This is a genomic window from Bradyrhizobium pachyrhizi (assembly GCF_029714545.1).
Lineage (GTDB): Bacteria > Pseudomonadota > Alphaproteobacteria > Rhizobiales > Xanthobacteraceae > Bradyrhizobium > Bradyrhizobium pachyrhizi.
The window spans coordinates 6,341,176-6,366,654 of sequence record NZ_CP121667.1 but is presented as its reverse complement, the minus strand read 5'-3'; the positions used below and the strand labels follow the sequence as shown (position 1 = coordinate 6,366,654).

Sequence of the window (25,479 nt, the reverse complement as noted above, 5' to 3'; positions counted from 1 at the left end):
GCGGGGCCCTGCTACTTCGTTTTAGCGAAGGATGTCTGGTATAGACCAGTCGTGTTTCGGGACCTAAAAGCGCGTGGCCTTTGCGCTCCTGTCCTGCGGATATGTTCAGATTGTCGGTGGCGCACGCGGCTAGCAGCTGCTGTTTGCCTCAACGTGCACCGAGACCTTGCCGCTGAGCAAGGTCGCTGGCTTGCGCCGGTGGCGTCATGCTCCTCTCCAAGGGTGGGCCGACGGACATCTGTCCGCTTCAGCTGCCTGACGGCCGATCCCATAATCGTCCGTCAATTCCTGCGACGCGAAGAGCCAGCGCTCCAGCACCCCAACAGGTGCAGTCAGCGAAATGCTGCGGCAGTTATGGCCATCTGTCAAGTTAACGAGCGAGGGAATTCAGGTCAGGAGTCCTGTCGCGACTTGGTCTTTCGATATTGGGTGAAGTCCGGATCGTGTGTCATCTTCCAGTAGTCGACGAACCGCCACGGCATCGCCGAGAAAACCCGGCCGCTTCTGTTGCGGTAGTAGGTCGTCATGCCCGGATGCGTCCAGATCAGTTGCTCATGCTCGGCGTCGACGTCGCGGATATACGCGTCATGCGCGTCGGGATGCACGTCGATCGCGGCGATGTCGTTCTCGATCATTTCGACAAGGCAGGCGGAGATGTAGCGGCTCTGGCACTCCGACTGGAAGATCACGCTGCCGCCATGTGCAGGCCCCGAATTGGGGCCGAGCATCAGAAAGAGATTGGGGAAATCGGGCACGCTGAGGCCGAGATAGGCGGTCGGATTGTCGTCGCGCCACGCCTGCTTGAGGTTCTTGCCGTCACGCCCGGTGATGTTGAGACGCGCCGCCATCTCGGAGACCTTGAAGCCAGTCGAGATCACGATGACGTCGTGCTGCCGCGATGTGCCATCGGCGGTGACGATGCCGTCTGCGGCGAAATGGTCGATCTTGTCGGTGACCAGCTCAACATTCGGTTTGGTCAGCGTCTTGAACCAGTTGTTGTCGAGCAGGATACGCTTGCCGTAGGGCGGATAAGTCGGCATGCATTTCTCGATCAGATCGGGACGATCCTTCAGCTCGGACAGGATGAAGTCGGCGAGCTCCTGGCGATGCCGGTCGTTGCCCTTGTTGACGGCGCGGTCCGGATGCGGCCAGGCCGGATCCTTGCGCAGGAACGGCAGCAATCCGTCGCCGTAACGCCAGAACATGTTGAAGCGATACCACTGCACATAGAACGGCAGATGGGCGAGCAGCCACTGCGCGCCTTCGGTGATCGGATCGGAATAGCCCTTCACCGGCCGCGCCCACTGCGCGGTGCGCTGATAGACGGTGACCGAGGCGACACGGCCCGCGATCGACGGCACCAGCTGCATCGCGGTTGCGCCGGTGCCGATCACGGCGACATGCCTGCCGTCGAGCTTGACGTCGTCGGACCACAGAGCCGAATGAACCTTCAAACCCCTGAAGTTCTCGTCTCCCTCAAAGCGGGCCGGCAGAGGGTCATTGAGCTGGCCGATCGCGCTGACCAGCGCGGTGGATTCGAAGGTCTCTTCGCCGCGCGCGGTCTTCAGCGTCGAGATCCAGCGCCGCCTGCCTTCGTCCCAGCGCGAGGCGACGAGCTCGGTATTGAGGCGGACGTGCTGGCGGATGTCGTATTCGCGCACGACCTTGAGCAGATAGTCGAGCAGCTCCTGGCGCTGCGCGAAATAGCGGGTCCACGGATTGCGCGCGCCGAACGAAAAGGAATAGGAGTGGTTCGGCGTATCGACGCCGCAGCCGGGATAGCGGTTGACGTACCAGGTGCCGCCGATCTCGTCCTGCTTCTCGACAATGGTATAGGGGATGCCGAGCCGACCGAGCGTAACGCTGAGCGCGATCGCGCAGACCCCGGCGCCGACGATGAGCACATGCTGCTGCGCCAGCTTCTCGCCAGAAGGGCGCTCGCGCCAGCGCGCGTCGCGCGGGACGAAGCCCATTTCCTCGCGCATCAGCGGGGCATATTCCGGCGCGACGTTCTCGCCGAGCGTCACGCGCATCATCCGCAGCATCAGCTCATTGCCGGGATCGGTGATGACGGGCTTCGGGGTGCCGTTCGCGCACAGGTTCAGGACCGCCGCGCGAATCTCGTCCTGGATCTCCTTCGGCACGCCGGCGTCGGGGTCCGGGATCAGGCGGACGTCGCGCTTCGGCTTGTAGGGCGGCTCGAGCCACTTCTCGTCGCCGGTCATGTGCACCAGCACCATCAGCAGCACGCGGATGTCGCCCTCGGCGATGGCGGAGGACAGATCGAGGTGTTTGCGCGGAAGCTCGATATTCATGCGTTGTCCTCAGCTGCGTGGGGCTTCCGGCAGGCCGCCATAGGCGGCCCAGGTGGTGCCTGCGATGTAGCCGGCATCGACCGGCAGGTTGATGCCGGTGACGCCGCTGCTCTGCGGGGAGAGCAGCCAGGCGATCGCCTGCGCCACTTCCATCGGCTCGACCAGCCGGTTCATCGCGGTCGGCCGCGCCAGCAGATCCTTGTGCAGGGCGCCCGATGCGATGCCGGCCTCGAGCGCTGCCGTGCGGGTGAAGCCGGGCGACACTGCGTTGACGCGGACGCCGGAACGGCCCCATTCGGCGGCGAGCGTCTGCGTGATCTGGATGACGCCGGCCTTGGCCGCGGTATAGGCGTGGATCGGGCCCGACGTCATGCCGGCCACCGAGGCGACGTTGACGATCGCGCCATGCCGACGCTTCGCCATGGCGATGCCGACGCTACGCGCGACCAGGAAAGTGCCGCGCAGGTCGATATTGACCTCGCGGTCCCATTGCTCCATCCGCACCCGTTCGATCGAGTGCATCTTGCCGAACACGCCGGCGGCGTTGACGAGGCCGCTGATCGGACCATGCGCGGTCTCGATATCGGCAATGCCTGCGACAACGGCGCTCTCGCTCGCGACGTCGAACGGCGCCGGCCACAGGACGGCGGCTGTTCCAACCAACGGCTCGGGCGCGATGTCGACGATGACGACGCGATGCCCCTGATCGGCGAGCAGCGTCGCGGTCGCCGCGCCGATGCCGCGGCTGCCGCCGGTGACGAGGATGGTGCCCTCAGCGCTCATGATTTTCTTCCCTTGTCGCTGGTGGTGAACAGGCCGCGGGTGACCAGCTTTTGGTAAGCCGTGATCACATAGTCGGGCACCGCGGTGACGCCGCGCTCGGAATAGGAATAGCGGCGGCTGAGATAGCCGCGCGCGCCCATCAGCACCTGGACGATGGCATCGAATTCCTCGTCGCTGAATGCGTTGGTCGCACCCGCTGCCCGTGCGCGTTGCAGGATCCGCACATAGGCACTGGAGATGTTGTCAAAATGCTTCTGGTAGCCGATCGGCGCGAAGAATTCGGCCTCGTTGAGGATGCGCAGGAATTCCGGCACCTCGCGGATGAAATCGAAGAAGGCGCTGAAGCGCTCAACCTCCTGCCGGGCCTCGCTCGCGGTGCCGGTGCGCGCATGGATGAAGCGGACCATGTCGAGGCCGATCTTCGGCAGCAGCTGGTCGAGCAGCTCCTGGCGGTTCTCGAAATGATTGTAGAAGGTGCCCTGCGCGACGCCGGCGGCCTCGGTGATGCGCGCGACCGAGGCTTCGGCATAGCCGTATTTGCCGACGACCTTGGTTGCGGCGTCGAAGATCTTCTGCTTGGTCCAGGCGTTGCGCTCGACCCGGTTGAGCTTTGTCACCTTGGCGGTTGTCGCTTGCGTCATGCGGTGGCCTCGAGTTCGGCGCGGAGCACGCGTTTGAGCACTTTGCCGGATGGATTGCGCGGCAGGCTGTCGCGGATGACGAGCTGCCGCGGCACCTTGAAGCCGGCGAGCCGTGTCCGGCAGTGGTCGGTGAGACTGGGCAGGTCGAGTTTGGCGTCGTCGGCCAGCACCACGATCGCGACCGGCTTCTCGCCCCAGCGTGCGTCCGGCAGGCCGATCACCGCGACCTCGCGCACTTCAGGCATTTCGTAGATGACGCGCTCGATCTCGGAGGAGGCGATGTTCTCGCCGCCGGAAATGATCATGTCCTTCTTGCGATCGGTCAGATACAGGAAGCCGTCGTCGTCGAGATAGCCGACATCGCCGGTGCGGAACCAGTCGCCGAAGAAGGCGGATGCGGTCTTCTCCGGATCCTTCCAGTAGCCCTGCGTGACCTTCGGGCCGCGCAGGCAGATCTCGCCGTTCTGGCCGACCGGCAGGCGCTTGCCGGCATCGTCACGGATCTCGATCTCGACATGGGCGATGGCGCGGCCGGTCGAGCCGATCTTCTCGATCTCGCGGCCTGCGTCCATGAAGGTATCGCCGCCGCAGCTTTCGGTGAGGCCGTAGGCATCGATGTAGCGCGCGTTCTTGAAATAGTCAGAGAAGGCGCGGATGCGGACTTCCGGCGTCTTCTCGCCGCCGCCGATCGCCCATTGCAGGCTGGATACGTCGTAGCGCTCGCGGTTCGGGCAGGTGAGGAGGGCCGTGGTCATGACCGGCGCGAACCACGCCGCGTTGAGCTTCTCGCGCTCGATCGCAGCGAGTGCGGGTTCAGGCTCGAAGGTGCGGTGAACGCACAGCATGCCGCCATGCCAGAGCACAGCGATGCCGGGCAGGTCGAGCGCGCCGACATGATAGAGCGGGCCGACGACGAGCAGTCGCGTGTCGGCGTTGAGCCCGAGCACCAAGGTCTGGTCGGCGGATTTCCAGTAGACGTTCTCGTAAGTGAGCATCACCCCCTTGGGACGATCCGTCGTGCCCGAGGTGTACATCAGCCGCATCAGGTCGCGCGGCCGGCGCACGTGGATCGGCGCCGGCGCGATGTCGGGCGCAAGGTTGGCGACGCTGGACTGAGCGACCTCATCGAGCAGCACGACCGGTGCGCCGCCGGTTGCAATCGCGGCAAACTCCTCGTCGGCGACCAAGAGGCGCGCGCCCGAATTGCCGACGATGTAGCCGACCTCATCGGCCGACAGCCGATAGTTGATCGGCAGGAACACCGCGCCGATATGGCTGGTCGCGAACACCAGCTCGAGAAAGGCCGTGCTGTTCTTCATCAGCACGGCGACGACGTCGCCGGGCGCGATCCCGCGCGCCGCGAGCCAGCCGCCGACCTGCCGGATCCGCAGATCAAAGTCGGCGTAGGCGACGTCCTCGCCGCGATATTTCAGCGCACAGCGGTCCGGAGTCCGCCGGGCATGAAATGCGATGAAGCTGGAAAGGTTGATCATTTGCCGCCCGCGGGGCCGATTCCGGCGCCGTTTTCTCCCTAGATGAATTATGAGTCGTAATTCATCTTTGGCTTGACGTCACCCCCCTTGCTCTGAAAACATCGTGGTCATGGAGACGGAACGATCTCCGGCAGGGATTTTGGGAACGCGAACCCGACAGGGAGGGGAATGATGAAGAGGACCCGGAAACCGGGCATCACCCGGCGCTCGACGCTTGCGCTGATGGGCGCCAGTGCGGTGAGCTTTGCCGCGCCATGGGTGGCGCGCGCACAGGCCAAGACGATCAAGATCGGCATGCCGACCATTCTGTCGGGCCGCGTCGCGCAACTCGGAACGTCCTCGCGCAACGCCGTGCTGCTGGAGGTCGAGAAGGTCAATGCCGCCGGCGGCCTTGCCGGACGGCCGATCGAAATGGTGATCCGCGACTCCAAGGGACAGCCGCAGGAAGCCGCGCGTATCGCGCGCGAGCTCGTCAACACCGACGGCTGCGAGATGCTGCTCGACGGCGAAGCGTCGTCGGGATCGTTCGCGGTTCACGAAGTGGCGCGCGATCTCGGCGTGCTCTGCATCCACACCTGCTCGGAAGCGTCATCGCTGACCGCCGATCCCAAGCAGCACATCCCGAACGCCTTCCGCTGCGTGCGGCAGGGCATTCATGACTCGATCGTCGGCGCCAGCTACGCGGCAGGGATCGCCAAGGCCAAGGGCCTGAAGAAATGGGCGACCTGTTCGCCCGACTATGCCTATGGCCGCGACACCACCGGCGAGTTCGTGCTGTACCTGAAGAAGTTCGCGCCCGACGTCGAGATCATCAGCGAGTCCTGGCCGAAGCTGTTCCAGCCCGATTACACCGAGGTGGTGACGAAGATCCTGCAGGCCAAGCCGCAGGCGCTTTACTCCTGCCTGTGGGGCGGCGATCTCACCTCCTACATCGACCAGGCCAACATCTACGCGATGTTCACCCAAATTGAGGTGTTCGCGGTCAACATGGCCGACTACACCGCACTCACGGTGGTGAAGAACCTGCCCAAGGGCATCCACTCCGGCGACCGCTACATCAAGACCTTCCCGCCAACGCCGGAAAATGCGGCCTGGGGCGATGCCTACAAGGCCAAGTACAACGAGTATCCGACCAACTGGTCGTGGCAGAACGCCACGGCGGTCATGTTCCTCAACGAGGCCGTCAAGAAGGCGAACTCGACCGACGGCAAGAAGGTCGCGGAGGCGCTCACCGGCCTCACCATCAAATGCCCGTTCGGCGCCGACGGCACCGTGACCATGCGCGCCGACGATCACACGCTGGTCGGTTACGCCATCGGCTGGGGCACCACGATCCCGCAGGAGCCCTATGTGCCCGATGTGAAGGCCGGAGACTGGAAGACCATCTTCGAGCTCGAAGCCGAGTGGAAGAAGAGCAAGGGCTACACCTGATCCGCATGTGCGGCGGAGGCTGCCGCGGGCTGCCTCCGCCTCGCATCTGATGTTTGTCGCGCGCCGACGTTGCGGCCCGCCGTGATGGATGATTTTCCGTGGACCTCGACGCGCTTGCCAGTTGCCTCGCCAGCCCTGCCTGCCTGGTGACGCAAACCACCAGCGGCCTGATCATCGGCATGCTGCTGTTCCTTGTCGCCGTTGGGCTGACGCTGATCTTCGGCGTGCTCAAGGTGGTCAATTTCAGCCACGGCGCCTTCTATATGTTCGGCGCCTATTTCGCGATGACGGCCTATCAGCTCACCGGCAGCTTCGCGCTGGCGATGCTGAGCGGCGCCGTCGGCACCGCGATCCTTGGCCTGATCTTCGAGCGCGTGTTCATGAGCCGGGTCTACGGCCGCGACGTGCTGATGCAGCTCCTGGTCTGCTACGCCTTCGTGCTGATCTTCGACGATGTCGTCCGCATGATCTGGGGGCCTGAGTTCAAGTCGATGGGCATGCCGGCTGCATTCCAGGTGCCGCCGCTGTTCATCGCCGGCGGCGTGGTGCCGCCATACTATCTGCTCTTGATCGGGGTGGCGCTCGCCGCGGCGGTGGTTCTCGGCCTGGGGCTGGCGCGCTCCAGGATCGGCAAGGTAATCCGTGCGGCCGCGCATAATCCCGGCATGGTCTCGGCGCTCGGTATCAATACCGGGCTGATCTATGGCGGCGTATTCGCGCTCGGCGGCATGCTGGCGGGACTGGCGGGAGCGCTTGCCGCGCCGGTGCGCTCGCTGACACCGGGCATGGGCTTCTCGGTGCTGATCGAGTCCTTCATCGTCACCGTGATCGGCGGCATGGGCTCGATTATCGGCGCGTTGATCGGCGCGCTTTTGATCGGCCTGATCCGCTCCTTCGGATCGCTCGGCTTCCCGCTGTTCACCGAGGGGCTGATGTATCTCTTCATGGTGATCGTGCTGGTCTCGCGTCCGACCGGGCTGTTCGGCAAGGAGGTCGCATGACCGAGTTGCAGGCCGGGCAGGGCACGCAGCCCCTCGATGTTGCCCGGATCGACGCCAGGCCGCAGCGTTACCGCGATGTCCTGATCGCGCTGGTGGCCTTTGTCGTGCTCGCGCTGCTGCCGTTCATCTTCGGCAGCAAGCAGCTGCTCGACTTCGTGATCCGCTGCGCGGCCTATGGATTGTTCGCGACGTCGCTCAACCTTCTGGTCGGCTATACCGGTTTGATCTCGTTCGGCCACGGTATGTTCTTCGGCCTCGGTGCCTATGGTTTCGGGCTGATGATGCAGAAGACCGGCGTGCCGATCCCGGTGGCTTTCGTCGCCACGCTGGCGATGACCCTGGTCGTCGCCGTCGTCATCGGAGCGATCTGCGTGCGGCTGAAGGAGATCTACTTCGCCTTCGTCACGCTGGCATTCCAGATGCTGATTCACTCGACCATCCTGTCGTGGCAGTCGCTGACCGGCGGCGACCAGGGCCTGCGCGGCGGGATTCCGCGGCCGCCGTTTCTCGGCATCGATCTGTCGAATCATCTGCATCTCTACATCACGAGCTGCGCCCTGCTGGTGATCGGCCTGCTGCTCATGCGCCAGATCGCGCAATCGCCGTTCGGTTATACGCTGCGCATGATCCGCGACAACGCCACGCGGGCGAGCTTCATCGGCATCGATGTCTGGCGCGCCAAGCTGACGATCTTTGTGCTCGCTGCGCTGTTCGCGTCGACCGGCGGCATCATCATGGCGCTGTTCGTCTCCGGCGCCTATCCCGAGTTCGCCTATTGGACGATCTCGGGCGAGGGCATCTTCATCAACATGCTCGGCGGCGTGACAACCTTCCTCGGACCGATGGTCGGCACGGTGCTGCTGCTGATCCTCAACGATACCGTTACCCGCTTGACCGAGTATCACGGCATCGTGCTCGGCATCGTGATCCTGTTCTTTGCCATTGGCCTGCGAAAAGGCCTGATGGACTTTGTCGTCGAATGGTTCGCGCAGCGTCGCGGAGAAGTCGGGGAGCGGGCGCCATGACTGCACAGATGCGGATCAGCGTCGTTACCGGCGGCGCCAGCGGCATCGGCGCGGCGTGCGTGCGTGAGCTCGCAGCGGCCGGTGATCTCGTCGCCGTCGTCGACCGCGACATCGCCAAGGCGCAGACGGTTGCGGCGGAAGTCGGTGGCAAGGCGTTTGCGGCCGACGTGGCGGACGAGCGCAGCGTCGAGGCCTGTGCGGCCGCGATCGAGCGCGACTGCGGCCCGGTCGCGGTGCTGGTCAACAGCGCCGGCATCATCCAGGTGCCGGCCCGTCCGCACGAGCTGCCGATGACCTCCTGGGACGACGTCGTGCGCGTCGACCAGCGCGGCACCTATGTCGCCTGTGTTGCCTTTGCGCGGCAGATGATCGCGCGCAAGCGCGGCAGCATCGTCAACATCGCCTCGATCGCCGGCATGCGCTCGATGCCGTTGCATGCCTATGCGCCCGCCAAGGCGGCGGTGATCGCCATTACCGAGTGCCTCGCTGCCGAATGGGGGACCTCCGGCATCCGCGTCAATGCCGTGTCCCCGGGCTATACGCTGACGCCGGCGCTGAAGAATGCCATCGATCGCGGCGAGCGGGACGTTTCCGCGCTGGCGGCGAACGCCGCACTTCGCCGCCTCGTCGACCCCTCGGAGATCGGCCGCGTCGTCGCATTTCTGGCTTCCGACGCGGCCTCCGCGATGACCGGCGCCAACGTGCCGGTCGATTGCGGCTGGCTTGCCGGCACATCATGGAGCACCTATGGCGGTCTACGGGAGGCGAGTGGCTAGCCATGCTGGAGATTCGCGGACTCTCGAAATCCTTTGGCGGCGTCAAGGCGACCGACAACGTCTCGCTCGACTTCGTCGACGGTTCGCTCACCGCCGTGATCGGTCCCAACGGCGCCGGCAAGAGCACATTCTTCAACCTGATCACGGGCGCGCTGCAACCTGATGCCGGGCAGATTTTGCTCAACGGCGTCGACATGGCGGGCAAGGCCCCGCCGGAGATCGTGCGCCATGGCATCGGCCGCGCCTTCCAGGTCGCGAGCATCTTCCCGTCGCTGACGGTGGAGGAGACGATGCTCGCTGCAGTCTGTGCCGATCAGCGCCGCGCCGGCGTGATGCATCGCCGGTTTCCGCTGGCCGAGACCCGCGACCGCGCCGAGCATGCGATGGAACTGCTCGGCCTTGCCGGTAAGCGCAACCGGACCGCGGCGACGCTGTCGCACGGCGACCAGAAGCTGCTCGACATCGCGCTCGCGCTGGTGCTCGAGCCCAAGGTGCTGCTGCTCGACGAGCCGACCGCGGGCATGGGCACCGAGGAGCGCTGGCGCATGATCGACAAGGTGCGTGAGCTCTGGGAGAAGCAGAAGATCACCGTCGTGTTCATCGAGCACGACATGGACATCGTGTTCAAGATCGCGCCCCAAATCGTCGTGCTGTGCTACGGCCGGATCCTGGCGACAGGGACGCCGGACGCGATCCGCAGGAACGATGCCGTGATCGAGGCCTATCTCGGCAGCGACGACCACGCGGGAGCGGTGGCATGAGCGCACAGCCGGTGGTGCAGGTCGAGGACCTCGACGTCTATTATGGCACCAGCCAGATCTTGTTCGGCGTCGGCCTGTCGGTGCGGCAGGGCGAAACCATGGCGCTGCTCGGCCGCAACGGCGCCGGCAAGTCGACCACCATGAAGGCCATCATGGGGCTGGCGCCGGCGCGCCGCGGCAAGGTGACCCTGCGCGGCCAGGTGGTCTCGGGAATGCGGCCGCATCACATCGCGCGGGCCGGACTCGGCTTCGTGCCGGAAGACCGTCAGATCTTTCCCGAGCATACTGTCGAGGACAATCTCGTCATCGGCCAGAAGAAGGGGCCTGGTGGCGAGGACGAGTGGTCGATCCGCCGCGTCTATGATGTGTTCCCGCTGCTCGAGCCGCTGCGGCACCGGATCGCCGGAAGGCTGTCCGGCGGCGAGCAGCAAATGCTGGCGATCGCCCGCACGCTGATGGGCAATCCGGTGCTGCTACTGCTGGATGAGCCGAGCGAGGGGCTGGCGCCGATCATCGTGCAGCGCATCGGCGAGCTGCTGCGGCAGCTCCGCGGCACCGGTGCCACAGTATTGATCGCCGAGCAGAACATGCATTTTTGCCTTGGCCTTGCGAGCCACGCGACGGTTATCGACAAGGGACAGATCGTCTACACATCCTCCATCGAAGAGCTGAAGGCCAACGACAATATCCGGCAGCGCTATCTCGCGCTGTAGGGCATGATCCGGGAAAAGCGCGCAGCGGTTTTCCCTCGCGACAAGCGCGCAGCGTTTGCGCGGGGATCATGCCCAAAGGACAGGGCTCTTCGACAGCGATGGGAGGACAAATGGCGGGCAAGCTGACGCCGACGCATGAAGCGCCGTATCGCGGGCTGAAGGTACTCGATTTCGGGCAGGGGATTGCCTCGCCCTATTGCGCGATGCTGCTCGGTGTCTACGGCGCCGACGTCATCAAGGTCGAACCGCCGGAGGGCGACTGGTCGCGCTATCTCGGCACGACCTACGGCAATCACACAACGCTGTCGGCAGTCTACAACCGCGGCAAGCGCAGCCTGTGCCTCGACATGAAGCACAAGGACGGGATCGCGATCGCGCAGCGGTTGGCGAGCGAGGCCGACGTGCTCATCGAAGGATTTCGTCCCGGCGTCGCGGAGCGGCTCGGGCTCGGCTATCAAGGCCTGTCGCGCGACAATCCCGGCCTGGTCTACCTGTCGGTCAGCGGCTTCGGGCAGAGCGGGCCGTATGCCAAGCGGCCCGGCTCGGATTCGGTGGCGCAGGCGTTCTCGGGGCTGGTCTCGGTCAATCTCGGCGCCGATGGCGTGCCGCATCGGGTCGGTACCACGATTTCCGACGTCGTCACCGGCGTCTATGCGTTCCAGGCCATCGCCACGACGCTATTCGCGCGTGCGACCGTCGGCACCGGCCGCTGGATCGACGTCAATCTCTGCCAGTCGACGTCGGCGCTGCTTGGCCACAAGGTGGCGGAGTTCATCCTCGAGGGCGGCGCGCCGCGCGCGCTGAACGTTCCGGCCGGCACCTACCAGACCCGGGACGGCTGGATGATGGTCACCCTGGTGAACGAGCCGCAATACAAGCGGCTGTGCGGTGCGATCGGCCGTGAGGACCTCGCCGGCGACCCGCGTTTTGCCGACTTCGCCCGGCGCGCCGATGCGGCCGATGCGCTGATCCCGCAATTGCGCGAGGTGTTCCTGACACAGGCGACGGACGCCTGGCTGACCCGGCTGCATGCGGCCGATATCATCGCCGAGCGGATCCTCGATCCCGGCGAATGGCTGCGCAACGTCCATGTCGAGGCGACCAGGGCATCGGTGCGCCAGGACACACCCGGCGTCGGCGCGGTCTATTCGCCGCGCACGCCGGGGATCGCGAGCCTGTCCGAGGATCACCTTTGCCCCGCGCCTGACGTCGGGCAGGATAGCCGCGCCGTGCTGACGGAGGCTGGCTTCGGTTCCGCCGAGATCGATGGCCTGCTGCTCTCGGGCGCCGTGCGACAGGCCAAGAGCTAGGGAGGCAATACATCATGAGCACCGACCTCGTTCGTTACTCGGTCACCGACCAGATTGCGGAGATCGTGCTGGATCGGGCGCCGGTGAATGCGCTCAGCATTCCCCTGATCGACGCGCTGCTGGCAGCGCTGGCGAAGGCGCGCGAGGACGACGCGGTGCGCGCCGTCATCATCAGCAGCGCCTACAAGGTGTTTTGCGCCGGCCTCGATCTCGACATCGTCAGGGGCAAGCCCGCGATCGAGACCAAGACATTCCTCGAGCGGCTGTATTTCGCGCTGAACGATACGCAGTACCGCATGGGCAAGCCGACGATTGCGGCGATCGATGGCGCGGTGCGCGCCGGCGGCATGACGATCGCGATCTCCTGCGACATGATCGTCGCGGGCGATGGCTCGACCTTCGGCTATCCCGAGATCGATGTCGGCCTGATCCCGGCGATCCATTTCGTGCAGTTGCCGCGGCTGGTCGGAAAGCACCAGGCATTCGGCCCGCTGTTCCTTGGCGAGCCCTTCGATGCCGCGACCGCCTTTCGCATGGGCCTGCTCAGCGAGGTGGTGCCGAAGGGCACTGCGCTCGCGCGCGCCCGCGAGATCGCACGCAAGCTCGCGGCGAAATCGCCGATCGTGATGAAGATCGGCCGCGACGCCTTCATGCGTGCGGTCGATGCCGATTTCCGCCGCTCGGTGGAAAACACGGCGGAAAGCTTCGTTGTGGTCGCATCGACGGAAGATTGCCAGGAAGGGCTGAATGCGTTCGTCGAGAAGCGGACGCCCAACTACAAGGGACGGTAAATGGCTGGATTGTATTTCGAGGAGTTCGAGATCGGACAGGAATTCCATCACGAGTTCAGCCGCACCGTGACCGAGATGGACAACACCATGTTCAGCCTCCTGACCATGAACCCGCAGCCATTGCATATCGACGCGCATTTCTCCGAGAAGACCGAGTTCGGCCAGCGGCTGTTCAACAGCCTCTATACGCTCGGCATCATGATCGGCATGAGCGTGTACGATACGACGTTGGGAACGACCGTCGGCAATCTCGGCATGACCGACGTCAAGTTCCCGAAGCCGGTGTTTCACGGCGACACGCTGAAGGCGCACACCAGAATCATCGGCAAGCGCGCCAGCAAGTCGCGGCCCACCCAGGGCATCGTCGAGTTCGAGCACACCATGACCAACCAGCGCGGCGAGGTGGTGGCAAGCTGCCGCCGCACCGGCCTGATGCACTGCAAGCCGAAGGCGTAAGCGATGCGATCGTTCCTGTTCGTTCCCGGCGACAGCACCCGGAAGTATGAAAGCGCGAAGAAGACCGCAGCCGATGCACTGATCCTCGACCTCGAGGATTCCATCGCGCCGGACCAGAAGGTGGTTGCGCGGGGCATCACGCGCCAGATGCTCGATGCGCGCAATCCGGAGCAGAAGCTTTATATCCGCGTCAACGCGCTCGACACCGATCTGACGCTCGGCGATCTCGCCGCCGTGATGCCCGGTAAACCCGATGGAATCGTGCTGCCGAAATGCGCCGGTGCCGCCGACGTCAACCGGCTCGCACTCTATCTCGACGCATTCGAGGCCGCCTCTGATATCGCGCAGGGCACCACGCGGATCGTGACGGTCGCGACCGAGACGGCGCGGGCGGTGCTGAAAATCCTCGATTTCGAGAACATGAGCCCGCGGCTGTGGGGCATGATGTGGGGCGCGGAGGATCTCGCGGCCTCGCTCGGGGCAACGCGCAACCGCAGTGACGGCCGCTATCACTCGCCCTTCATCCTGGCGCGCGATCTCTGCCTGATCGGCGCGGCCGCCGCCGGCGTCGTCGCGATCGACACCATCGCGACCGACATCAACGATCTCGATGCTTTGAAGGCCGAGGCGGTCGCCGCGCGCCAGGATGGCTTCCTCGCCAAGGCCGTGATCCATCCCAAGCATGTCGACGTCGTCAACGCGGCCTTCATGCCGACGGATGAGGAAATCGCATGGTCGGAGCGGGTGATCGCCGCGTTCGCCAATAATCCATCGGGGGTCGCCAAGATGGACGGCAAGATGCTGGACAAGCCGCATCTGCGCGCCGCCGAGAAGATCCTGGCGTCGCGCCGGAAATAATCGGGGAGGCCGGCTCGATACCGCGATGTTGCGCGATAGCGAGGCGCGGCTGCGGCGGTCGTTGACGATCGACTGAACCGCAGGAATCAAGAATGAGCGACGGCCGACTTGCCGTCCTGCTGCTTCGACCACGAGACGTAGTAGGCGACGGCCGTCATCGCCGCGATGCCGGCGATGCTGACCGCGACCTGCCTTGCCAGTGAGTATGGACCCGTAATCAGGATCAGGTGCGCAGCGAAGGAGAGGAAGACGCCTGCACAGAACACGGCCAGCCATTCCTCGCCACACTTGATGATCGGCTGCAAGGCGTGCGATCGCAAGTAATCCCAGTCGCGAGGCACTAGCCAGCTGAACAGGAATGTCAGGACCAGGAAATGCAGGATGCGATGAGGCGCGACATCCTCCCGGTCGTTTGGCAGCAGCACATCGCTCAGCCCGCTCGGCATCATTTGCGCGAGTGCCGGGATATCGCTGCTCGAGACAATCGTCAGGGCGAACAGCAGATACAGCAACGCCATGGCGCGCAGCGCGGGAGCAGCCTGCATCGCGCGGATCGCGGGCGCATATCGCGCGCCGATCAGCGCGAGCCAGCCGCCCATCATGAACAGCAATTGCCAGCAGAACGGATTGAGGTACCAGTCGCCATACGGATATGACGACAGGTTCCAGTCGAGCAGCCGACCGGCCGCATAGAGGGTCACGGATGCGACGACCGTCGCGTTCGGCACGTACAACAGCCCGAACACGATGATGGGCTGGAACGCCATCAGGGCAATAGTGAGTTGCAGTACGTCGAGGTTGAGCGGCTTGGCTTGCAGGAACAGGCCGTAGATCAACGTCCGGATCGGGTGATCGATGAAGCCGGTGATGTTGAACTCGCTGATGATCTCGGGCGCCGCGGTCCGGGTAGCGACATAGCTGATCAACTCGACATAGATCACGAACAGAACGATATAGGCGGCATAGAGCTGCCATACGCGCTTGAAGATGCGAGTTGCGGCGACCAGGAATCCACGTTCCAGCGTCATCCTGGCGTAGATGAGCGTCACTGCGTAGCCGCCGACGAATACAAAAAGGTCGGTTGCGCCGCTGAAGCCGAAGTTGCGCATGGTCAGCGCGCCGACGACGTTGTGCGGAATATGGTCCAGAAACAGAAACCAGTTTGCGATGCCGAGCAGCAGCGCGATCCTGAGATCGCCATCGGCTTTCGCGATCTCGGCGTTTGTTGTCGAAGTCATCTGAAGCTGAAATTTGCCGGCCCGAGAAACGAATCGCCAATCTAGAGGGAACCCGCGCCTGGTCCGAATAGACTTTGCGTGAACCCTATCTAGTCTGTTTCGGGTTCCGGCCAAGTGGCCGGCTCAAGAAAGATCACGTTTTCGCAATCAACTCGTGAGCGGTGTCAGACCGGCTCGTGTTTGCGCAGGTCGCGGGCGTGATCCAGCGTATTGGCTTGCAGGTTCGCGCCGGTCAGGGGGAACTCAGGCAAGGCGGCCTCGGCCAGCAGGTCGTCCGTGACATCCTCGACCGAACGCTCGGCAATCTCGTGAATGAAGCTGATGTTCGTATATTCGCCCGAGGCGATTCGTGAGACGACGTCGCGTCGTGTCATTTCGGGATCGACGATCGCCTCGCGGCCACGGCGACCATAGTCGATCATCACGACGAAATACTGCATTGCCTGATCGTTCGATGTTCTGACTGTCACCCATTATTTCCGATAATCGGAAGTATGTCAAGGTGAATTGTCGAAAACCGAAATTCAGGCATGCATGGCCGGACCGATTCATCCCGAAGGCGTCCGAATCGGTCCGGCCGGTCCCTGGAGCGGCGCGGTTACTTCTCGGACGATCGCCCGCCCTGCGTCCGGGCGGATTTGCGACCCTTCGCCGCCGATTTGCCGCGCAGCCTGTCGATCTGGCCGCGGGGCAGGGTGACGCAGATTTCGCCGATCCATTCGAGCTTTACGCCGTTGATCGGCTTGGCGTTAAAGCTCTTGAGGTTGACGGTGCCGGACGAACTGCCGCGTTCGATCGTCTTCAGATACCGCTCGCCGCTCTTCAGCCGGACCGCAGCTTCCTCTCCGTAGAAGCTCGACAGCGGATAGCGCTGCTCGCGATACACCACGATGACGTCGCCGTTCTCGTATTTCGGCAGCATCGAATCGCCCGAGACCTCGAAAGCGACGGTCTCCTCCGTCATCGGGAACGGAAGCTCGATTTCGCCGAGACCCTCCGGCGGGACCTGCTCGAGCTCCGGCTGGATCGAGGCGCCGGCGCCGACCCGGCCCACGATCGGCACCGAATTCAGCTCCAAATACTCCATGATCGGGGCAATCTCGGATGCCTTGATCAACCTTATTCCGGACAGGATTTCGGAGACCGCCCCGGCCCGAACCCCCATCGCGCGGGCAAGCCCGCCTTTGCTCTTCCCAGTCTTTTCCAGTGCTCGTTCGATCAGCGCCGCGTCCAGCATGTTTCATCCTTTCCCAAACCCGGACACATTATATCCGTTACGATTATCAGAAACAAGCTTGACTTTTTCTTCGGAATATCGGAAGGTATGCGAGGCGCCGGCGGAATGACAGAAATGGGAATTTGGAATGGAAATGATGAACTGGCTGCCGGAGCATTCGGCAGCCCTGCAGGATCTCCGCGCCCGCGGCTTGTCCTATTCGGAAATCGCTGACACGATCAACGCTACCTTCAATACGGCCTATACGCGCAACGCGGCGCTCAGCCGAGCGCAGCGCATGGGGTTGGTGGGCCTCGAAAGGCTCGAGCCGTCCCTGCCGGGGCACCTCGATCCGCCCAAACCGTCCCTGCCGGAGCTCCCAAGGATCGGGCGGCTTCGTGAAGGGCGCGCCGAACTGACGCCGGATCTACTTCGCGGGCCAAAGATCTTCACTGAAACGGTGGAGATGCCGCAGCTTCGTTGCGCGGCGGTCGTGCCGCGGCATCTTTCGCTGCTCGACCTCAAGCCCGGAGACTGCCGCTATCCCTATGGTGGGGATAGCGACGGCGAAACAATGACCTTCTGCGGTCATCCGTGCCGGTCCGGTTCGAGCTACTGCACCCCGCATTTTCACCTCAGTCGCGATCCTGAGGCCACGGCGAGGCCGGTATTGAGCGCCGCCTGGCTTCAAGCCATCGGGGCCGGCTGAGGCAATTCATCCTTTGACCGACGGACGTCGGTCCGCAACCGCGACCGCGCGGAAGCCTCCGCGCGCCCATCATCAGACATTTTGGAGGTTACCAATGCCGGGAGGCAAGCGCCGGAAGCCATACGATCCCGCCGGGGCGCACGATCGACGTGCCCAGGATCTGCCCTTTAATGCCGAAGTGGCGACCGTCGAGGTCGACGATCCCCTTGCGCTCGACCGGGGTGAGAAGATCGTTGCCTTTCGCTCGATCCGCAACGATCCGCTTGGCCGGTTGCATGCGCATCGCCAGATCGACGATACGCAATATCGGAGTGGCCGGGCGTTCCAAAACGACTGGGAAAAGGCCGAGCGTGGGCCTCGCGCGGTGGATACGACGCGCGAATTCGTCGATGGCGGCCTGCGACGCGAGCCGATCACCGAGGGGCAGCGTCAGGCGACGCTGCGCCTCAATCGCGCTGAGTATGAGCTCGGCGCCGATGGTTCGGCGCTGGTGCACGATGTCCTGATCCTCGGCATGACCATGGAGCAGGTTGGACAGCGGCGCGGACTGTGTACGCAGCGCTGGCAGGACTATTTTGCGCGGCGTCTCAAGGAGTGCCTTGATCGGCTGGCGCTGATGTACGGGCTTGCGACGGCAAGCAGGGTTCCGGTGAAGGACCGTCCACGCTGATCTGACGTGATTGCTGACGTGCCGGTTTGCCGCGCAGGAATCCGGCACGGCAGCAATTCATCGCATGACTGTGCCTTGCCTCACACTGAACGCCTTCCTCATGTGCGGTCGGGATTGGGCCTGGCCAAGGCTGTGAAGATGGTCGACAGCGGCGCGGACTCTCATGTAACTTCCGTCGCGTCGACGACCTGCCTGCATTCGAGGCCTCTCGCGCAAGAAAGGGTCTGGTACGTCGACGCAAGGGAGTTCGCCGCGGCTACGCACCTGTCTACATCTTCTCTGCATCACGAACACCACGAGCAACGTGGGCCGATGCCGACGCGGAGCCCAATCAAAATAACCCAAGGGAGAAACGACCGATGAATCACACTGGAAACTGCTTTTGTGGCGCCGTCGAACTCAAGGTCAGCGGGGAGCCTGAGGCAATGGGCTATTGCCACTGCCGTTCATGCCGTTCCTGGTCCGGTGGTCCGGTGAACGCGTTCAGCCTCTGGAGGCCCGAGGCGGTCGAGGTTACCAAGGGCGCCGACCACATCGCGACATTCGAGAAGACCGCGATGAGCCAGCGCAAATATTGCACAAAGTGCGGCGGTCACCTGATGACCAACCACCCGACGCTCGGGCTCGTCGACGTGTTCACCGCAACGATCCCGACGCTGAAATTCAGCCCAGGCGTTCACGTCAATTATTCCGAGGCAGTGCTGCAGATACGCGACGGCCTGCCGAAGTTGAAGGATTTTCCGGCTGAGTTCGGCGGCTCCGGCGAAATGATCGCCGAATAGCTCGAAGGCTCCCCATTACGAAAGCGGGTGGCGGCGGCGTGTCGCCACCCGCCTACGTATGGGCTCCGCGCCCCACAGTTCGGTATCCGGCAGGCTTGCTTCGTATGCGAGGCGCCCGACCATGTCGGCGGCCGTCGGGTCGTCTTTGGCCATTGACAGCCATGTCGGACGAAGGTCCCGCTCTGCAAAATCCGGGTTTGGTTTTGCTGACGAGCTTCCGCTAAAAGGCGAGCAGTGCCGGTCTTGGCAGGGACCGTCGTATTTCGCCTGACAAGATAACAGAGGAAGCGCCAGATCATGACCAGACCAGAATTGCCGGGGCGCGCGCCGCGCGGGGAGGGAGTTCCGACGGCGCTCGACGGCCTGCTGGTCGTCGACTTCACCCGCGTCGTGGCCGGCCCGGCCTGCACGCAAACGCTGGCCGACTTCGGGGCCGAAGTCATCAAGATCGAGAATCCGGACGGCGGTGATGACACGCGCGCCTATGAGCACGCCGAAATCGGCGGGGAGAGCGCTGCGTATCTGAGCCTCAACCGCAACAAGCGCGGCATTGCGCTCGATTTCAACAATCCGGCGGCGCTCGAGGTCGCGCGCGCGTTGATTGCCAAGGCCGACGTTGTGGTGGAGAATTTCTCCGGCGGCGTGATGAAGAAATTCGGTCTCGATTATGCGTCGGTGGCGCCGACCAACCCGCGGCTGATTTATTGCTCGATCTCCGCCTACGGCCGCAAAGGCGATTTCGCGCTGCGCCCGGGCTTCGACCCCATCACGCAGGCCGAAAGCGGCTTCATGTCGCTCAACGGCTTTCCGGATGGCGAGCCGGTGCGCACCGGGCCGCCGATCGTCGACATGGCGACGGGCATGTCGGCCTGCAACGCCATTCTGCTGGCGCTGATTGCGCGCGATCGGCTCGGTCGCGGTCAGCAGGTCGAGGTCGCATTGATCGACACCGCGGTGTCAATGACCGGCTTCTACGGCATGGCCTATCTCATCAATGGCAACAATCCCGGCCGTTTCGGCAATTCTCCGAACGGTTCGCCGACCGTCGGCGTCTACCGGGCCTCAGATGGTCCGCTCTACATGGCCTGCGCCAATGACCGGCTGTATCGCCGGCTCGTCACCGACGTGCTGGAACGCCCGGATCTCGTCACCGACCCCGAGTTTGCTCACCGCAAGGCGCGCACGGCCAACAAGGAGAAGCTGCGCGCGATCATTGCCAGCGTGTTTGCGGGCGACACGCTCGAGAATTGGATGGCGAAGATGAAGAAGGCCAACATTCCGGTTGGCTATCTGCGGACGGTCGAGGAGGGGTTCAACGCGCCCGAGGTGCGCGACCGGCATCGCCTGAGCAGGATTGCGCATCCAACCGCCGGCTCGGTGCCGAACATCGAGTCGCCGGTCAATATGAGCCTGACGCCGACCGTTGATCCTGTTGCGGCTCCGCTGCTCGGTCAGGATACCAAGGACGTGTTGAGCAAGACGCTCGGCTACGACGACCGGCGCATCGCCGCGCTGGCCGAGGCCGGCGCGTTCGGCAAGGCAGGCAACACCGGCTAGGCCCTTTTCCGTTCCGATGGAATCGGAACGGGGCTCTGGCTTCTAGTTTGACGCGTTTCCTTGACGCGAACTAGGATCCGCTTCGCTCGAAAACGCTTCAGCGTGCTCAGCCTGCGCAAAAGATCAACTATTCGCAAAACAACCTGACAGCAGGCGAGAGGAAAGCCGCTCGCCTGGCGAGATGTCTTTCAGGCGTCGCAGGCCCCGGCGCGTCGCCGGCGGCCTTGGAGCTGGTCCGTTTCGGGAACTCAGTTCGGCTTGCTGCGCAAGTTGTTCCTTGGCATACTTTCAACTTCCTCGGGTTCCGCCCGATCAATCTCGAGGCGTGCCATCCGGAGGATGAGGGTTGCCGTGGTGAGGCCGAGGCGTTCGGCCTCTTGTGCTGCGGTGTCGACCTTCTGGGCCAAGCCTTCACGTTTACCTGGGTATGCCATTCGTAATCCTCACTTAAGGTGCGAGATGAAAAATCCCACATACGTTGCGGAGCTGCAGAAGAAGCTCGGAGCTCCATCGAGCGAAACACTGGAAAGCCTGCGACTGTTGAAGGCTTTCCTTCGACTTGCGCCCGACCAGCGTTCCGAGGTCATCGAGCTGGTCGAACGTTTGGCGGTTGGGCCGCCGCGCGATCCCTCACTGTCCTGAGGTGCTCGCAAATCCTTTCCGTGCGTCAGTTGTTCATCGGCTTGGCGGGTGTTTGCGTCGCGATCACGTAGATTGCGCCGCCCTCGAGCGCTTCGGATTGATGCCGGGTGCCGGCTGGCAGCAGGATGGTATCGCCGGCGCCGACCACCCGCTCGCCGCCATCCCAGATGAAGTTCAGCCGGCCGCTGATGATCATCAGGATCTCGTCGACTGGATGGGTATGAAACTGATGCACCTTGCCGGCCGCATCATGCTGCAGCTCGACCGAGCCCTGGGCCGGGAGCAAGTTCAGGATCTCCGGGTCGATGGCAAATTCAGTCTTCGTGCCTGCGATGATCTGGGTCATGCTGCCTGCTCCTTGTTCGCGATCGGTTGCGCCTTGTTTTGCGCGAGCTTGGCGAAGGGGCAGCCCGAGCTCGCATTGTTGTCGTCGTGCAGGAAGTACTGCAGATACTCGCGGCCGTCGGTTGCGCCGTAGCGGCCAAGAAGCGGAGAGGGGCTCGCGCTGTCGTACGGGATCAGGCGCTTGCGCACCTCTGCGAACGCGGCGTTCGCAGCCTTCTCAGTCCCGAGGATCTTCTCGAACACCCAGCGCGGCTGGAACGTGAGCATGAAGGCGCTGGACCGGCGGCTCTGCCGCATCACATGCGCGGGCGTCGTGCAGACCACGAAGATCGGTTCGCCCGCAAACGAGAACTCCCACATCGGGTGGTCGATCTGTTCCGGAATCTCTGTTGGCCACGGGTTCTTGTCCAGCCGCGCGAGCTGATCGAGCGTCAGCCACATCTTGCGATAATAGGCATCGAGCGTCTGCACCGGGCGGGGCCGCGTGAACACGATCAATGAGGTGTTGGGACCGAACGAGCGCGCCTGCGAGACATATTGCCCGAGTTGCTCGCCCAGCACCGCCACATCATACGGATCGAGGAAAAGGTAGCGGAGCTGATCCTGGCGATGTCCGGTCACGCCGAACACGCAAGGGAACGGCCTTGCCTCGCTGCTCATCTGCGCTTCAAACTCGGAGAACATCACGCTCTGCCAGCTGCTGACCGGAAAGGTTGACGCGACTTCGCCTTTTCTCAAGAACAAGCGCTCCATAACACCCCCTACACTCATAACAACACTAACGAGCTATCAACTTGCTTCTCATCAAGAGCGGCCCGGCAATGCCCGGCAGCGACATGAGAAGCAGAATGACAATCAACGCGCTGTAGCCGCCGTCGCCGATCGCGGCCGTGTTGTGTACGGCTTCGGTCCCCGAGGCGTTGCTGGCGGCGAGCATCGCGAAGCCGATGATGGGCTGCGAGATGCCGGCGAAAATTCCGGCGGCCGTGGTGTTCACGGATGCGCCCACACCGATCAGATCGGCGGTGTAGAGCTTCTTGACGCATTTCAGCACCAGCGGGACGGTGCCGCCGGCGACGAGCCCCAAGGCAGTGAACACGATGGTGACGTAGGCGAGACCAAACGTCTGGGCAATCGGCGGCAGCAGCATCGCGATCAGCAGCATGCGCAGCACGCAAATGCCGATCAGCGCGCGGTCAAGCGCCGCCGCTGCGCGATCGGCGGCGTGACCCAGGAAGATCGAGCCGAGCGCATTGCCGATCATGAAGGCGAGCAGGGGCGTGCCGGCCGCCGTCGGGGAGATATGGAAGAAGTGCGCGACCATCGGAATGCCCCAGACGCCCGACAGCGTCGTCACGACCGCGAAGTGCGACGCAAACGTCACTGCGCAACCCCAGTTCGCGACATGGGCCAGCGATCCCCGCGCGGCGATCACCACGCCCTTCAGCGTCTTGTTGCTGTGCGAGGCCGGATCGGGCTTGAGCGCGAGCTTGGCGAAAGCGAGGTTGGCGAGGCCAATGCAGGCGATGAACAGGAAGCAGGCCCGCCAGCCGAAGCCTGAGACCGCAGCTGCAAGGGGCGTGGTCGCGATCACGCCCCCGACATAGCCGGAGACCTGCGAGATGCCCGACATCATGCCGAACCGCTCATCCGCGAAGCTCTGTGCCACGAGCTTCAGGAGTGCGGTGAAGACCAGCGCATCGCCGCAGGCGACGATCAGGCGTGCGACAAAAACGTCGAGCAGGTTCGGTGCCAGCGCGAACGCGGCGCTGCCGAGCGAGGAGGCGATCATGCTGACGAGGACGACGCGCTTGACGCCGTAACGGTCGACCAGAAGGCCTGCCGGAATCTGCATCAAGGTGTAGCCCCAGAAGTAGCTTGAGGCGAGCATCGCAACGCCGGCCGCGTCGGTGTTGAAGTCGTGCATGAAACTGAGGCTGACCGACTGCGGCGATACGCGCTGCAGGAAGGCGATGGCGTAGGCGATGGCCACCGCCGTCCACGCGAGATAGGCGCGATCCGTGAAGCGCGACGTCGGGGCATAAACAGCTTGTTGTCCGAGCATCGACATCACACCCTCGCGTAACCCACCGAAAAAAGGGCATCCGCAGAATTCGGAATCTTCCGCGACATCGCGGCATCGACCAGCGACGCGGTGCCATGATAGGCCTGCCGATGGTGCTTAATGTGGCCGTAAGCGCCACGCATGATCATGTCGGGCAGTTCGAGCGGCTTGCCCGGATAGAGCGAGGTGCACATCTCGATACAGGCCGCCTGCAGGGCGAGATCCTGCGTATCGTCGAGCAAAGATGGAGCCACTTTTTCGCAAATCTTAGCGTTCGCTGCCCAGACGATCGGGTTGCGGGTTCGCCAGCCGTAGAGCACGTTGCCCTCGGCTCTCGCGGCGGCGCCGGAGCATTTCAGGACTTCCGACGTGAAGAATCCGTAGAAGCCGCGGCCCTGGTGCGCCGGGAGCACTTCCGTGCCGCTGCGATAGATTCCAAGTCCGGCCGACATCTCCAGGATGCGGTAGACCGAGAAGGCAATGAGGCCGGACCGATCGTAGACAAGGATCAGGCTATACTTCTTGTCGAAGGGCGAGGAGGTTGTTGTCCAGTGCGGCTCGGTGGCCTGCCAGTTGACGGCAATGATGCCGTTCATGGCGTCCATCAGCGGCTGACGGTCGCAGGCTTCGACCCGGGAGGCATCGGGTAGACTGTAGATCGCGTAATCCGTCCAAGGCGATTTGATCGCCTCGTATCCGCTGCCCAGATTTCGCGACATGGCAGAACTCCAGAATTCCAATGCGAGCTATACAGGGCAGCCTCGAATGGCTTAAAGGACAATATGCCCTCGAAAACTGCCAAAGCGCCCCGGCCTGAGCCGCGCGACAAGAAAGCAACGCGGCAGATCGCGATCGTTGCCTTTCCCGGTGTGACCTTGCTCGACATCTCGGGACCGGCGCAGGTGTTTGCAGAACTGGAAGCGATCGAACTGCCGGGACCGGACTACTCGCTGTCCTATCTGTCGACCTCCGGCGGGTTGGTGCCGACCGATGTCGGCATGATGATCGACACGGCGCCGATCGACAGTATTGCGCCCGCCGAGGTCGACACGCTGGTGATCCCTGGCGGACCCGGCATCTGGAAGATCCGCAACGACGCGAAGTTGATGAACTGGATCGCGGAGGCGCTGCCGAAGGCGCGCCGTATCGCGTCGGTTTGCCTTGGCGCATTTGCGTTGGCCTGGACCGGGATTCTGGACGGCAAGCGGGCAGCAACGCACTGGCGTTATTGTCCCCGTCTGCAGGATAGCTTTCCCAATATCCGGGTTGAGCCCAACGCGATCTTCGTCAAGGACGGACGGGTCTGGTCATCGGCCGGGGTCAGCGCCGGCATCGATCTGGCGCTCGCCATGATCGAGGAGGATTTCGGCCACACCATCGCGCTCGATGTTGCGCGGAGACTTGTGGTGTTTCTGAAGCGGCCGGGCGGTCAGAGCCAGTTCTCGACCGTCCTTGCCGCCCAGGCATCGGACGTCGAGGGACGCTTCAGCGCGCTGCACGCCTGGATCATCGAGAACATCACGAGCGACCTCAAGGTCGAGACCCTCGCGGAAAAAGCGGGGATGACGCCACGCACCTTTGCCCGGACCTATGTCAGCCGCACCGGCATGACACCCGCAAGCGGCGTCGAGGCGCTGCGCGTGGAGACAGCGCGCTTGCTGCTCGAAAGCCGCCAGATCGGCGGCGTGGTCGAGGTCGCCAAGCGGGCGGGATTTGGCGATGACGAGCGAATGCGGCGGGCGTTCCTGCGCCACCTCGGCGTATCGCCGACCGAGTACCGAAACCGGTTTTCGGGCAGCTAGCTCGCCTCGGGCGAGGCCGTCCGGATGCGGACCGCTTCGCGTCGAAAGCCGATCTATCTCACGAGCGAATAGCTGGCCTTCGCTGGCAGGATTCGTGGC

General features: G+C 63.7%; 28 protein-coding genes. 16 read left to right on the top strand and 12 right to left on the bottom strand.

Translation table 11 applies throughout. The annotated features are described in order from the left end of the window. Positions 1-392: 392 nt before the first annotated feature. Genes QA639_RS30255 through QA639_RS30240 form a run of 4 tightly spaced genes read right to left on the bottom strand, consistent with a single transcriptional unit; the run spans position 393 to position 5,232 of the window. Complete coding sequence (locus QA639_RS30255) at positions 393-2,315, bottom strand: flavin-containing monooxygenase (RefSeq protein WP_283087928.1); 1,923 nt, start codon at positions 2,313-2,315, stop codon at positions 393-395. Positions 2,316-2,324: 9 nt separating this feature from the next. Then, complete coding sequence (locus tag QA639_RS30250) at positions 2,325-3,098, bottom strand: SDR family NAD(P)-dependent oxidoreductase (protein WP_157345233.1); 774 nt, start codon at positions 3,096-3,098, stop codon at positions 2,325-2,327. Next, positions 3,095-3,739, bottom strand: coding sequence for a TetR/AcrR family transcriptional regulator (locus QA639_RS30245; protein WP_028336906.1), 645 nt, complete (start codon positions 3,737-3,739; stop codon positions 3,095-3,097). Before QA639_RS30245 ends, QA639_RS30250 begins: the two co-directional genes overlap by 4 nt. Then, positions 3,736-5,232 (bottom strand): AMP-binding protein, encoded by a 1,497-nt coding sequence (locus QA639_RS30240; RefSeq protein ID WP_028336905.1) that lies wholly within the window; start codon positions 5,230-5,232, stop codon positions 3,736-3,738. The genes QA639_RS30245 and QA639_RS30240 overlap by 4 nt, the downstream gene beginning before the upstream one ends. 171 nt (positions 5,233-5,403) lie before the next feature. Here QA639_RS30240 and QA639_RS30235 point away from each other — a divergent pair, with 171 nt between their 5' ends. The 10 genes from QA639_RS30235 (at position 5,404) to QA639_RS30190 (ending at position 14,354) form a co-directional block, all read left to right on the top strand. Then, positions 5,404-6,663, top strand: a complete 1,260-nt coding sequence (locus QA639_RS30235; protein ID WP_283087927.1) for an ABC transporter substrate-binding protein — start codon at positions 5,404-5,406, stop codon at positions 6,661-6,663. A 98-nt stretch (positions 6,664-6,761) separates the two neighbouring features. After that, entirely contained in the window at positions 6,762-7,664 is a 903-nt protein-coding gene (locus QA639_RS30230; protein WP_283087926.1) for a branched-chain amino acid ABC transporter permease, read from the top strand. Further along, positions 7,661-8,689 (top strand): branched-chain amino acid ABC transporter permease, encoded by a 1,029-nt coding sequence (locus tag QA639_RS30225; RefSeq protein WP_028336902.1) that lies wholly within the window; start codon positions 7,661-7,663, stop codon positions 8,687-8,689. The genes QA639_RS30230 and QA639_RS30225 overlap by 4 nt, the downstream gene beginning before the upstream one ends. Further along, on the top strand, positions 8,686-9,465 hold the full coding sequence (locus QA639_RS30220; RefSeq protein ID WP_028336901.1) for an SDR family NAD(P)-dependent oxidoreductase: 780 nt from the start codon (positions 8,686-8,688) through the stop codon (positions 9,463-9,465). Before QA639_RS30225 ends, QA639_RS30220 begins: the two co-directional genes overlap by 4 nt. Before the next feature lie 2 nt (positions 9,466-9,467). Then, positions 9,468-10,226, top strand: coding sequence for an ABC transporter ATP-binding protein (locus QA639_RS30215; RefSeq protein ID WP_283087925.1), 759 nt, complete (start codon positions 9,468-9,470; stop codon positions 10,224-10,226). After that, positions 10,223-10,939 (top strand): ABC transporter ATP-binding protein, encoded by a 717-nt coding sequence (locus QA639_RS30210; protein WP_283087924.1) that lies wholly within the window; start codon positions 10,223-10,225, stop codon positions 10,937-10,939. Before QA639_RS30215 ends, QA639_RS30210 begins: the two co-directional genes overlap by 4 nt. 110 nt (positions 10,940-11,049) lie before the next feature. Beyond that, complete coding sequence (locus QA639_RS30205; RefSeq protein ID WP_157345223.1) at positions 11,050-12,249, top strand: CaiB/BaiF CoA transferase family protein; 1,200 nt, start codon at positions 11,050-11,052, stop codon at positions 12,247-12,249. A 14-nt stretch (positions 12,250-12,263) separates the two neighbouring features. Then, a complete protein-coding gene (locus QA639_RS30200) occupies positions 12,264-13,040 on the top strand; it encodes an enoyl-CoA hydratase/isomerase family protein (protein WP_050383901.1) in 777 nt (258 codons plus the stop codon). Beyond that, entirely contained in the window at positions 13,041-13,496 is a 456-nt protein-coding gene (locus QA639_RS30195) for a MaoC family dehydratase (RefSeq protein ID WP_016847346.1), read from the top strand. A gap of 3 nt (positions 13,497-13,499) precedes the next feature. After that, positions 13,500-14,354 (top strand): HpcH/HpaI aldolase/citrate lyase family protein, encoded by an 855-nt coding sequence (locus QA639_RS30190; RefSeq protein WP_050383900.1) that lies wholly within the window; start codon positions 13,500-13,502, stop codon positions 14,352-14,354. An 86-nt stretch (positions 14,355-14,440) separates the two neighbouring features. On the opposite strand, the gene QA639_RS30185 is transcribed toward QA639_RS30190, so the two are convergent. The 3 genes from QA639_RS30185 to QA639_RS30175 all read right to left on the bottom strand — a co-directional run bounded on the left by QA639_RS30185 (position 14,441) and on the right by QA639_RS30175 (position 16,829). Beyond that, complete coding sequence (locus QA639_RS30185) at positions 14,441-15,592, bottom strand: OpgC domain-containing protein (RefSeq protein WP_028336894.1); 1,152 nt, start codon at positions 15,590-15,592, stop codon at positions 14,441-14,443. Between the two features lie 164 nt (positions 15,593-15,756). Next, positions 15,757-16,032, bottom strand: a complete 276-nt coding sequence (locus QA639_RS30180) for a hypothetical protein (protein WP_050383899.1) — start codon at positions 16,030-16,032, stop codon at positions 15,757-15,759. 158 nt (positions 16,033-16,190) lie between these two features. Then, entirely contained in the window at positions 16,191-16,829 is a 639-nt protein-coding gene (locus QA639_RS30175) for a LexA family transcriptional regulator (RefSeq protein WP_028336892.1), read from the bottom strand. Between the two features lie 127 nt (positions 16,830-16,956). On the opposite strand from QA639_RS30175, the gene QA639_RS30170 reads away from it, so the two are divergent. The 4 genes from QA639_RS30170 (at position 16,957) to QA639_RS30155 (ending at position 20,526) form a co-directional block, all read left to right on the top strand. Next, on the top strand, positions 16,957-17,517 hold the full coding sequence (locus QA639_RS30170; RefSeq protein WP_157345221.1) for a GcrA family cell cycle regulator: 561 nt from the start codon (positions 16,957-16,959) through the stop codon (positions 17,515-17,517). Positions 17,518-17,611: 94 nt separating this feature from the next. Then, positions 17,612-18,187, top strand: coding sequence for a DUF6456 domain-containing protein (locus QA639_RS30165; RefSeq protein ID WP_050383897.1), 576 nt, complete (start codon positions 17,612-17,614; stop codon positions 18,185-18,187). A 359-nt stretch (positions 18,188-18,546) separates the two neighbouring features. Further along, positions 18,547-18,969, top strand: a complete 423-nt coding sequence (locus QA639_RS30160; protein WP_050383896.1) for a GFA family protein — start codon at positions 18,547-18,549, stop codon at positions 18,967-18,969. A 294-nt stretch (positions 18,970-19,263) separates the two neighbouring features. Next, positions 19,264-20,526: a CaiB/BaiF CoA transferase family protein gene (locus QA639_RS30155; protein ID WP_283090646.1), complete on the top strand. Its 1,263-nt coding sequence runs from the start codon at positions 19,264-19,266 to the stop codon at positions 20,524-20,526. Positions 20,527-20,774: 248 nt separating this feature from the next. On the opposite strand, the gene QA639_RS30150 is transcribed toward QA639_RS30155, so the two are convergent. After that, positions 20,775-20,960 (bottom strand): hypothetical protein, encoded by a 186-nt coding sequence (locus QA639_RS30150; RefSeq protein WP_016847356.1) that lies wholly within the window; start codon positions 20,958-20,960, stop codon positions 20,775-20,777. Between the two features lie 25 nt (positions 20,961-20,985). Between QA639_RS30150 and QA639_RS30145 the strand changes: the two genes are divergently transcribed. Next, positions 20,986-21,168: a hypothetical protein gene (locus tag QA639_RS30145; RefSeq protein WP_157345216.1), complete on the top strand. Its 183-nt coding sequence runs from the start codon at positions 20,986-20,988 to the stop codon at positions 21,166-21,168. A gap of 25 nt (positions 21,169-21,193) precedes the next feature. Here the strand turns inward: QA639_RS30145 and QA639_RS30140 are convergent, their stop codons facing one another. Genes QA639_RS30140 through QA639_RS30125 form a run of 4 tightly spaced genes read right to left on the bottom strand, consistent with a single transcriptional unit; the run spans position 21,194 to position 24,318 of the window. Next, positions 21,194-21,514: a cupin domain-containing protein gene (locus QA639_RS30140; protein ID WP_050383894.1), complete on the bottom strand. Its 321-nt coding sequence runs from the start codon at positions 21,512-21,514 to the stop codon at positions 21,194-21,196. After that, the gene (locus QA639_RS30135) at positions 21,511-22,251 is read right to left on the bottom strand and encodes a YqcI/YcgG family protein (protein ID WP_244978611.1); all 741 of its coding nucleotides are present in this window, start codon (positions 22,249-22,251) and stop codon (positions 21,511-21,513) included. Before QA639_RS30135 ends, QA639_RS30140 begins: the two co-directional genes overlap by 4 nt. A 40-nt stretch (positions 22,252-22,291) precedes the next feature. After that, positions 22,292-23,584: an MFS transporter gene (locus tag QA639_RS30130; RefSeq protein WP_283087923.1), complete on the bottom strand. Its 1,293-nt coding sequence runs from the start codon at positions 23,582-23,584 to the stop codon at positions 22,292-22,294. Continuing rightward, on the bottom strand, positions 23,584-24,318 hold the full coding sequence (locus QA639_RS30125) for a hypothetical protein (RefSeq protein ID WP_283087922.1): 735 nt from the start codon (positions 24,316-24,318) through the stop codon (positions 23,584-23,586). The genes QA639_RS30130 and QA639_RS30125 overlap by 1 nt, the downstream gene beginning before the upstream one ends. A 42-nt stretch (positions 24,319-24,360) precedes the next feature. Between QA639_RS30125 and QA639_RS30120 the strand changes: the two genes are divergently transcribed. Beyond that, a complete protein-coding gene (locus QA639_RS30120; RefSeq protein WP_283087921.1) occupies positions 24,361-25,380 on the top strand; it encodes a GlxA family transcriptional regulator in 1,020 nt (339 codons plus the stop codon). Positions 25,381-25,479 lie beyond the last annotated feature (99 nt).

Bases quoted from the DNA above. Each gene is read 5' to 3' on its own strand.
- QA639_RS30140 (WP_050383894.1), bottom strand. From the start codon at position 21,514: ATGACCCAGATCATCGCAGGCACGAAGACTGAATTTGCCATCGACCCG.
- QA639_RS30250 (WP_157345233.1), bottom strand. From the start codon at position 3,098: ATGAGCGCTGAGGGCACCATCCTCGTCACCGGCGGCAGCCGCGGCATC.
- QA639_RS30145 (WP_157345216.1), top strand. From the start codon at position 20,986: ATGAAAAATCCCACATACGTTGCGGAGCTGCAGAAGAAGCTCGGAGCT.
- QA639_RS30255 (WP_283087928.1), bottom strand. From the start codon at position 2,315: ATGAATATCGAGCTTCCGCGCAAACACCTCGATCTGTCCTCCGCCATC.
- QA639_RS30180 (WP_050383899.1), bottom strand. From the start codon at position 16,032: ATGCAGTATTTCGTCGTGATGATCGACTATGGTCGCCGTGGCCGCGAG.
- QA639_RS30150 (WP_016847356.1), bottom strand. From the start codon at position 20,960: ATGGCATACCCAGGTAAACGTGAAGGCTTGGCCCAGAAGGTCGACACC.
- QA639_RS30240 (WP_028336905.1), bottom strand. From the start codon at position 5,232: ATGATCAACCTTTCCAGCTTCATCGCATTTCATGCCCGGCGGACTCCG.
- QA639_RS30195 (WP_016847346.1), top strand. From the start codon at position 13,041: ATGGCTGGATTGTATTTCGAGGAGTTCGAGATCGGACAGGAATTCCAT.
- QA639_RS30160 (WP_050383896.1), top strand. From the start codon at position 18,547: ATGAATCACACTGGAAACTGCTTTTGTGGCGCCGTCGAACTCAAGGTC.
- QA639_RS30165 (WP_050383897.1), top strand. From the start codon at position 17,612: ATGCCGGGAGGCAAGCGCCGGAAGCCATACGATCCCGCCGGGGCGCAC.
- QA639_RS30245 (WP_028336906.1), bottom strand. From the start codon at position 3,739: ATGACGCAAGCGACAACCGCCAAGGTGACAAAGCTCAACCGGGTCGAG.
- QA639_RS30215 (WP_283087925.1), top strand. From the start codon at position 9,468: ATGCTGGAGATTCGCGGACTCTCGAAATCCTTTGGCGGCGTCAAGGCG.
- QA639_RS30185 (WP_028336894.1), bottom strand. From the start codon at position 15,592: ATGACTTCGACAACAAACGCCGAGATCGCGAAAGCCGATGGCGATCTC.
- QA639_RS30235 (WP_283087927.1), top strand. From the start codon at position 5,404: ATGAAGAGGACCCGGAAACCGGGCATCACCCGGCGCTCGACGCTTGCG.
- QA639_RS30225 (WP_028336902.1), top strand. From the start codon at position 7,661: ATGACCGAGTTGCAGGCCGGGCAGGGCACGCAGCCCCTCGATGTTGCC.
- QA639_RS30170 (WP_157345221.1), top strand. From the start codon at position 16,957: ATGGAAATGATGAACTGGCTGCCGGAGCATTCGGCAGCCCTGCAGGAT.
- QA639_RS30190 (WP_050383900.1), top strand. From the start codon at position 13,500: ATGCGATCGTTCCTGTTCGTTCCCGGCGACAGCACCCGGAAGTATGAA.
- QA639_RS30220 (WP_028336901.1), top strand. From the start codon at position 8,686: ATGACTGCACAGATGCGGATCAGCGTCGTTACCGGCGGCGCCAGCGGC.
- QA639_RS30205 (WP_157345223.1), top strand. From the start codon at position 11,050: ATGGCGGGCAAGCTGACGCCGACGCATGAAGCGCCGTATCGCGGGCTG.
- QA639_RS30210 (WP_283087924.1), top strand. From the start codon at position 10,223: ATGAGCGCACAGCCGGTGGTGCAGGTCGAGGACCTCGACGTCTATTAT.
- QA639_RS30200 (WP_050383901.1), top strand. From the start codon at position 12,264: ATGAGCACCGACCTCGTTCGTTACTCGGTCACCGACCAGATTGCGGAG.
- QA639_RS30175 (WP_028336892.1), bottom strand. From the start codon at position 16,829: ATGCTGGACGCGGCGCTGATCGAACGAGCACTGGAAAAGACTGGGAAG.
- QA639_RS30130 (WP_283087923.1), bottom strand. From the start codon at position 23,584: ATGTCGATGCTCGGACAACAAGCTGTTTATGCCCCGACGTCGCGCTTC.
- QA639_RS30120 (WP_283087921.1), top strand. From the start codon at position 24,361: ATGCCCTCGAAAACTGCCAAAGCGCCCCGGCCTGAGCCGCGCGACAAG.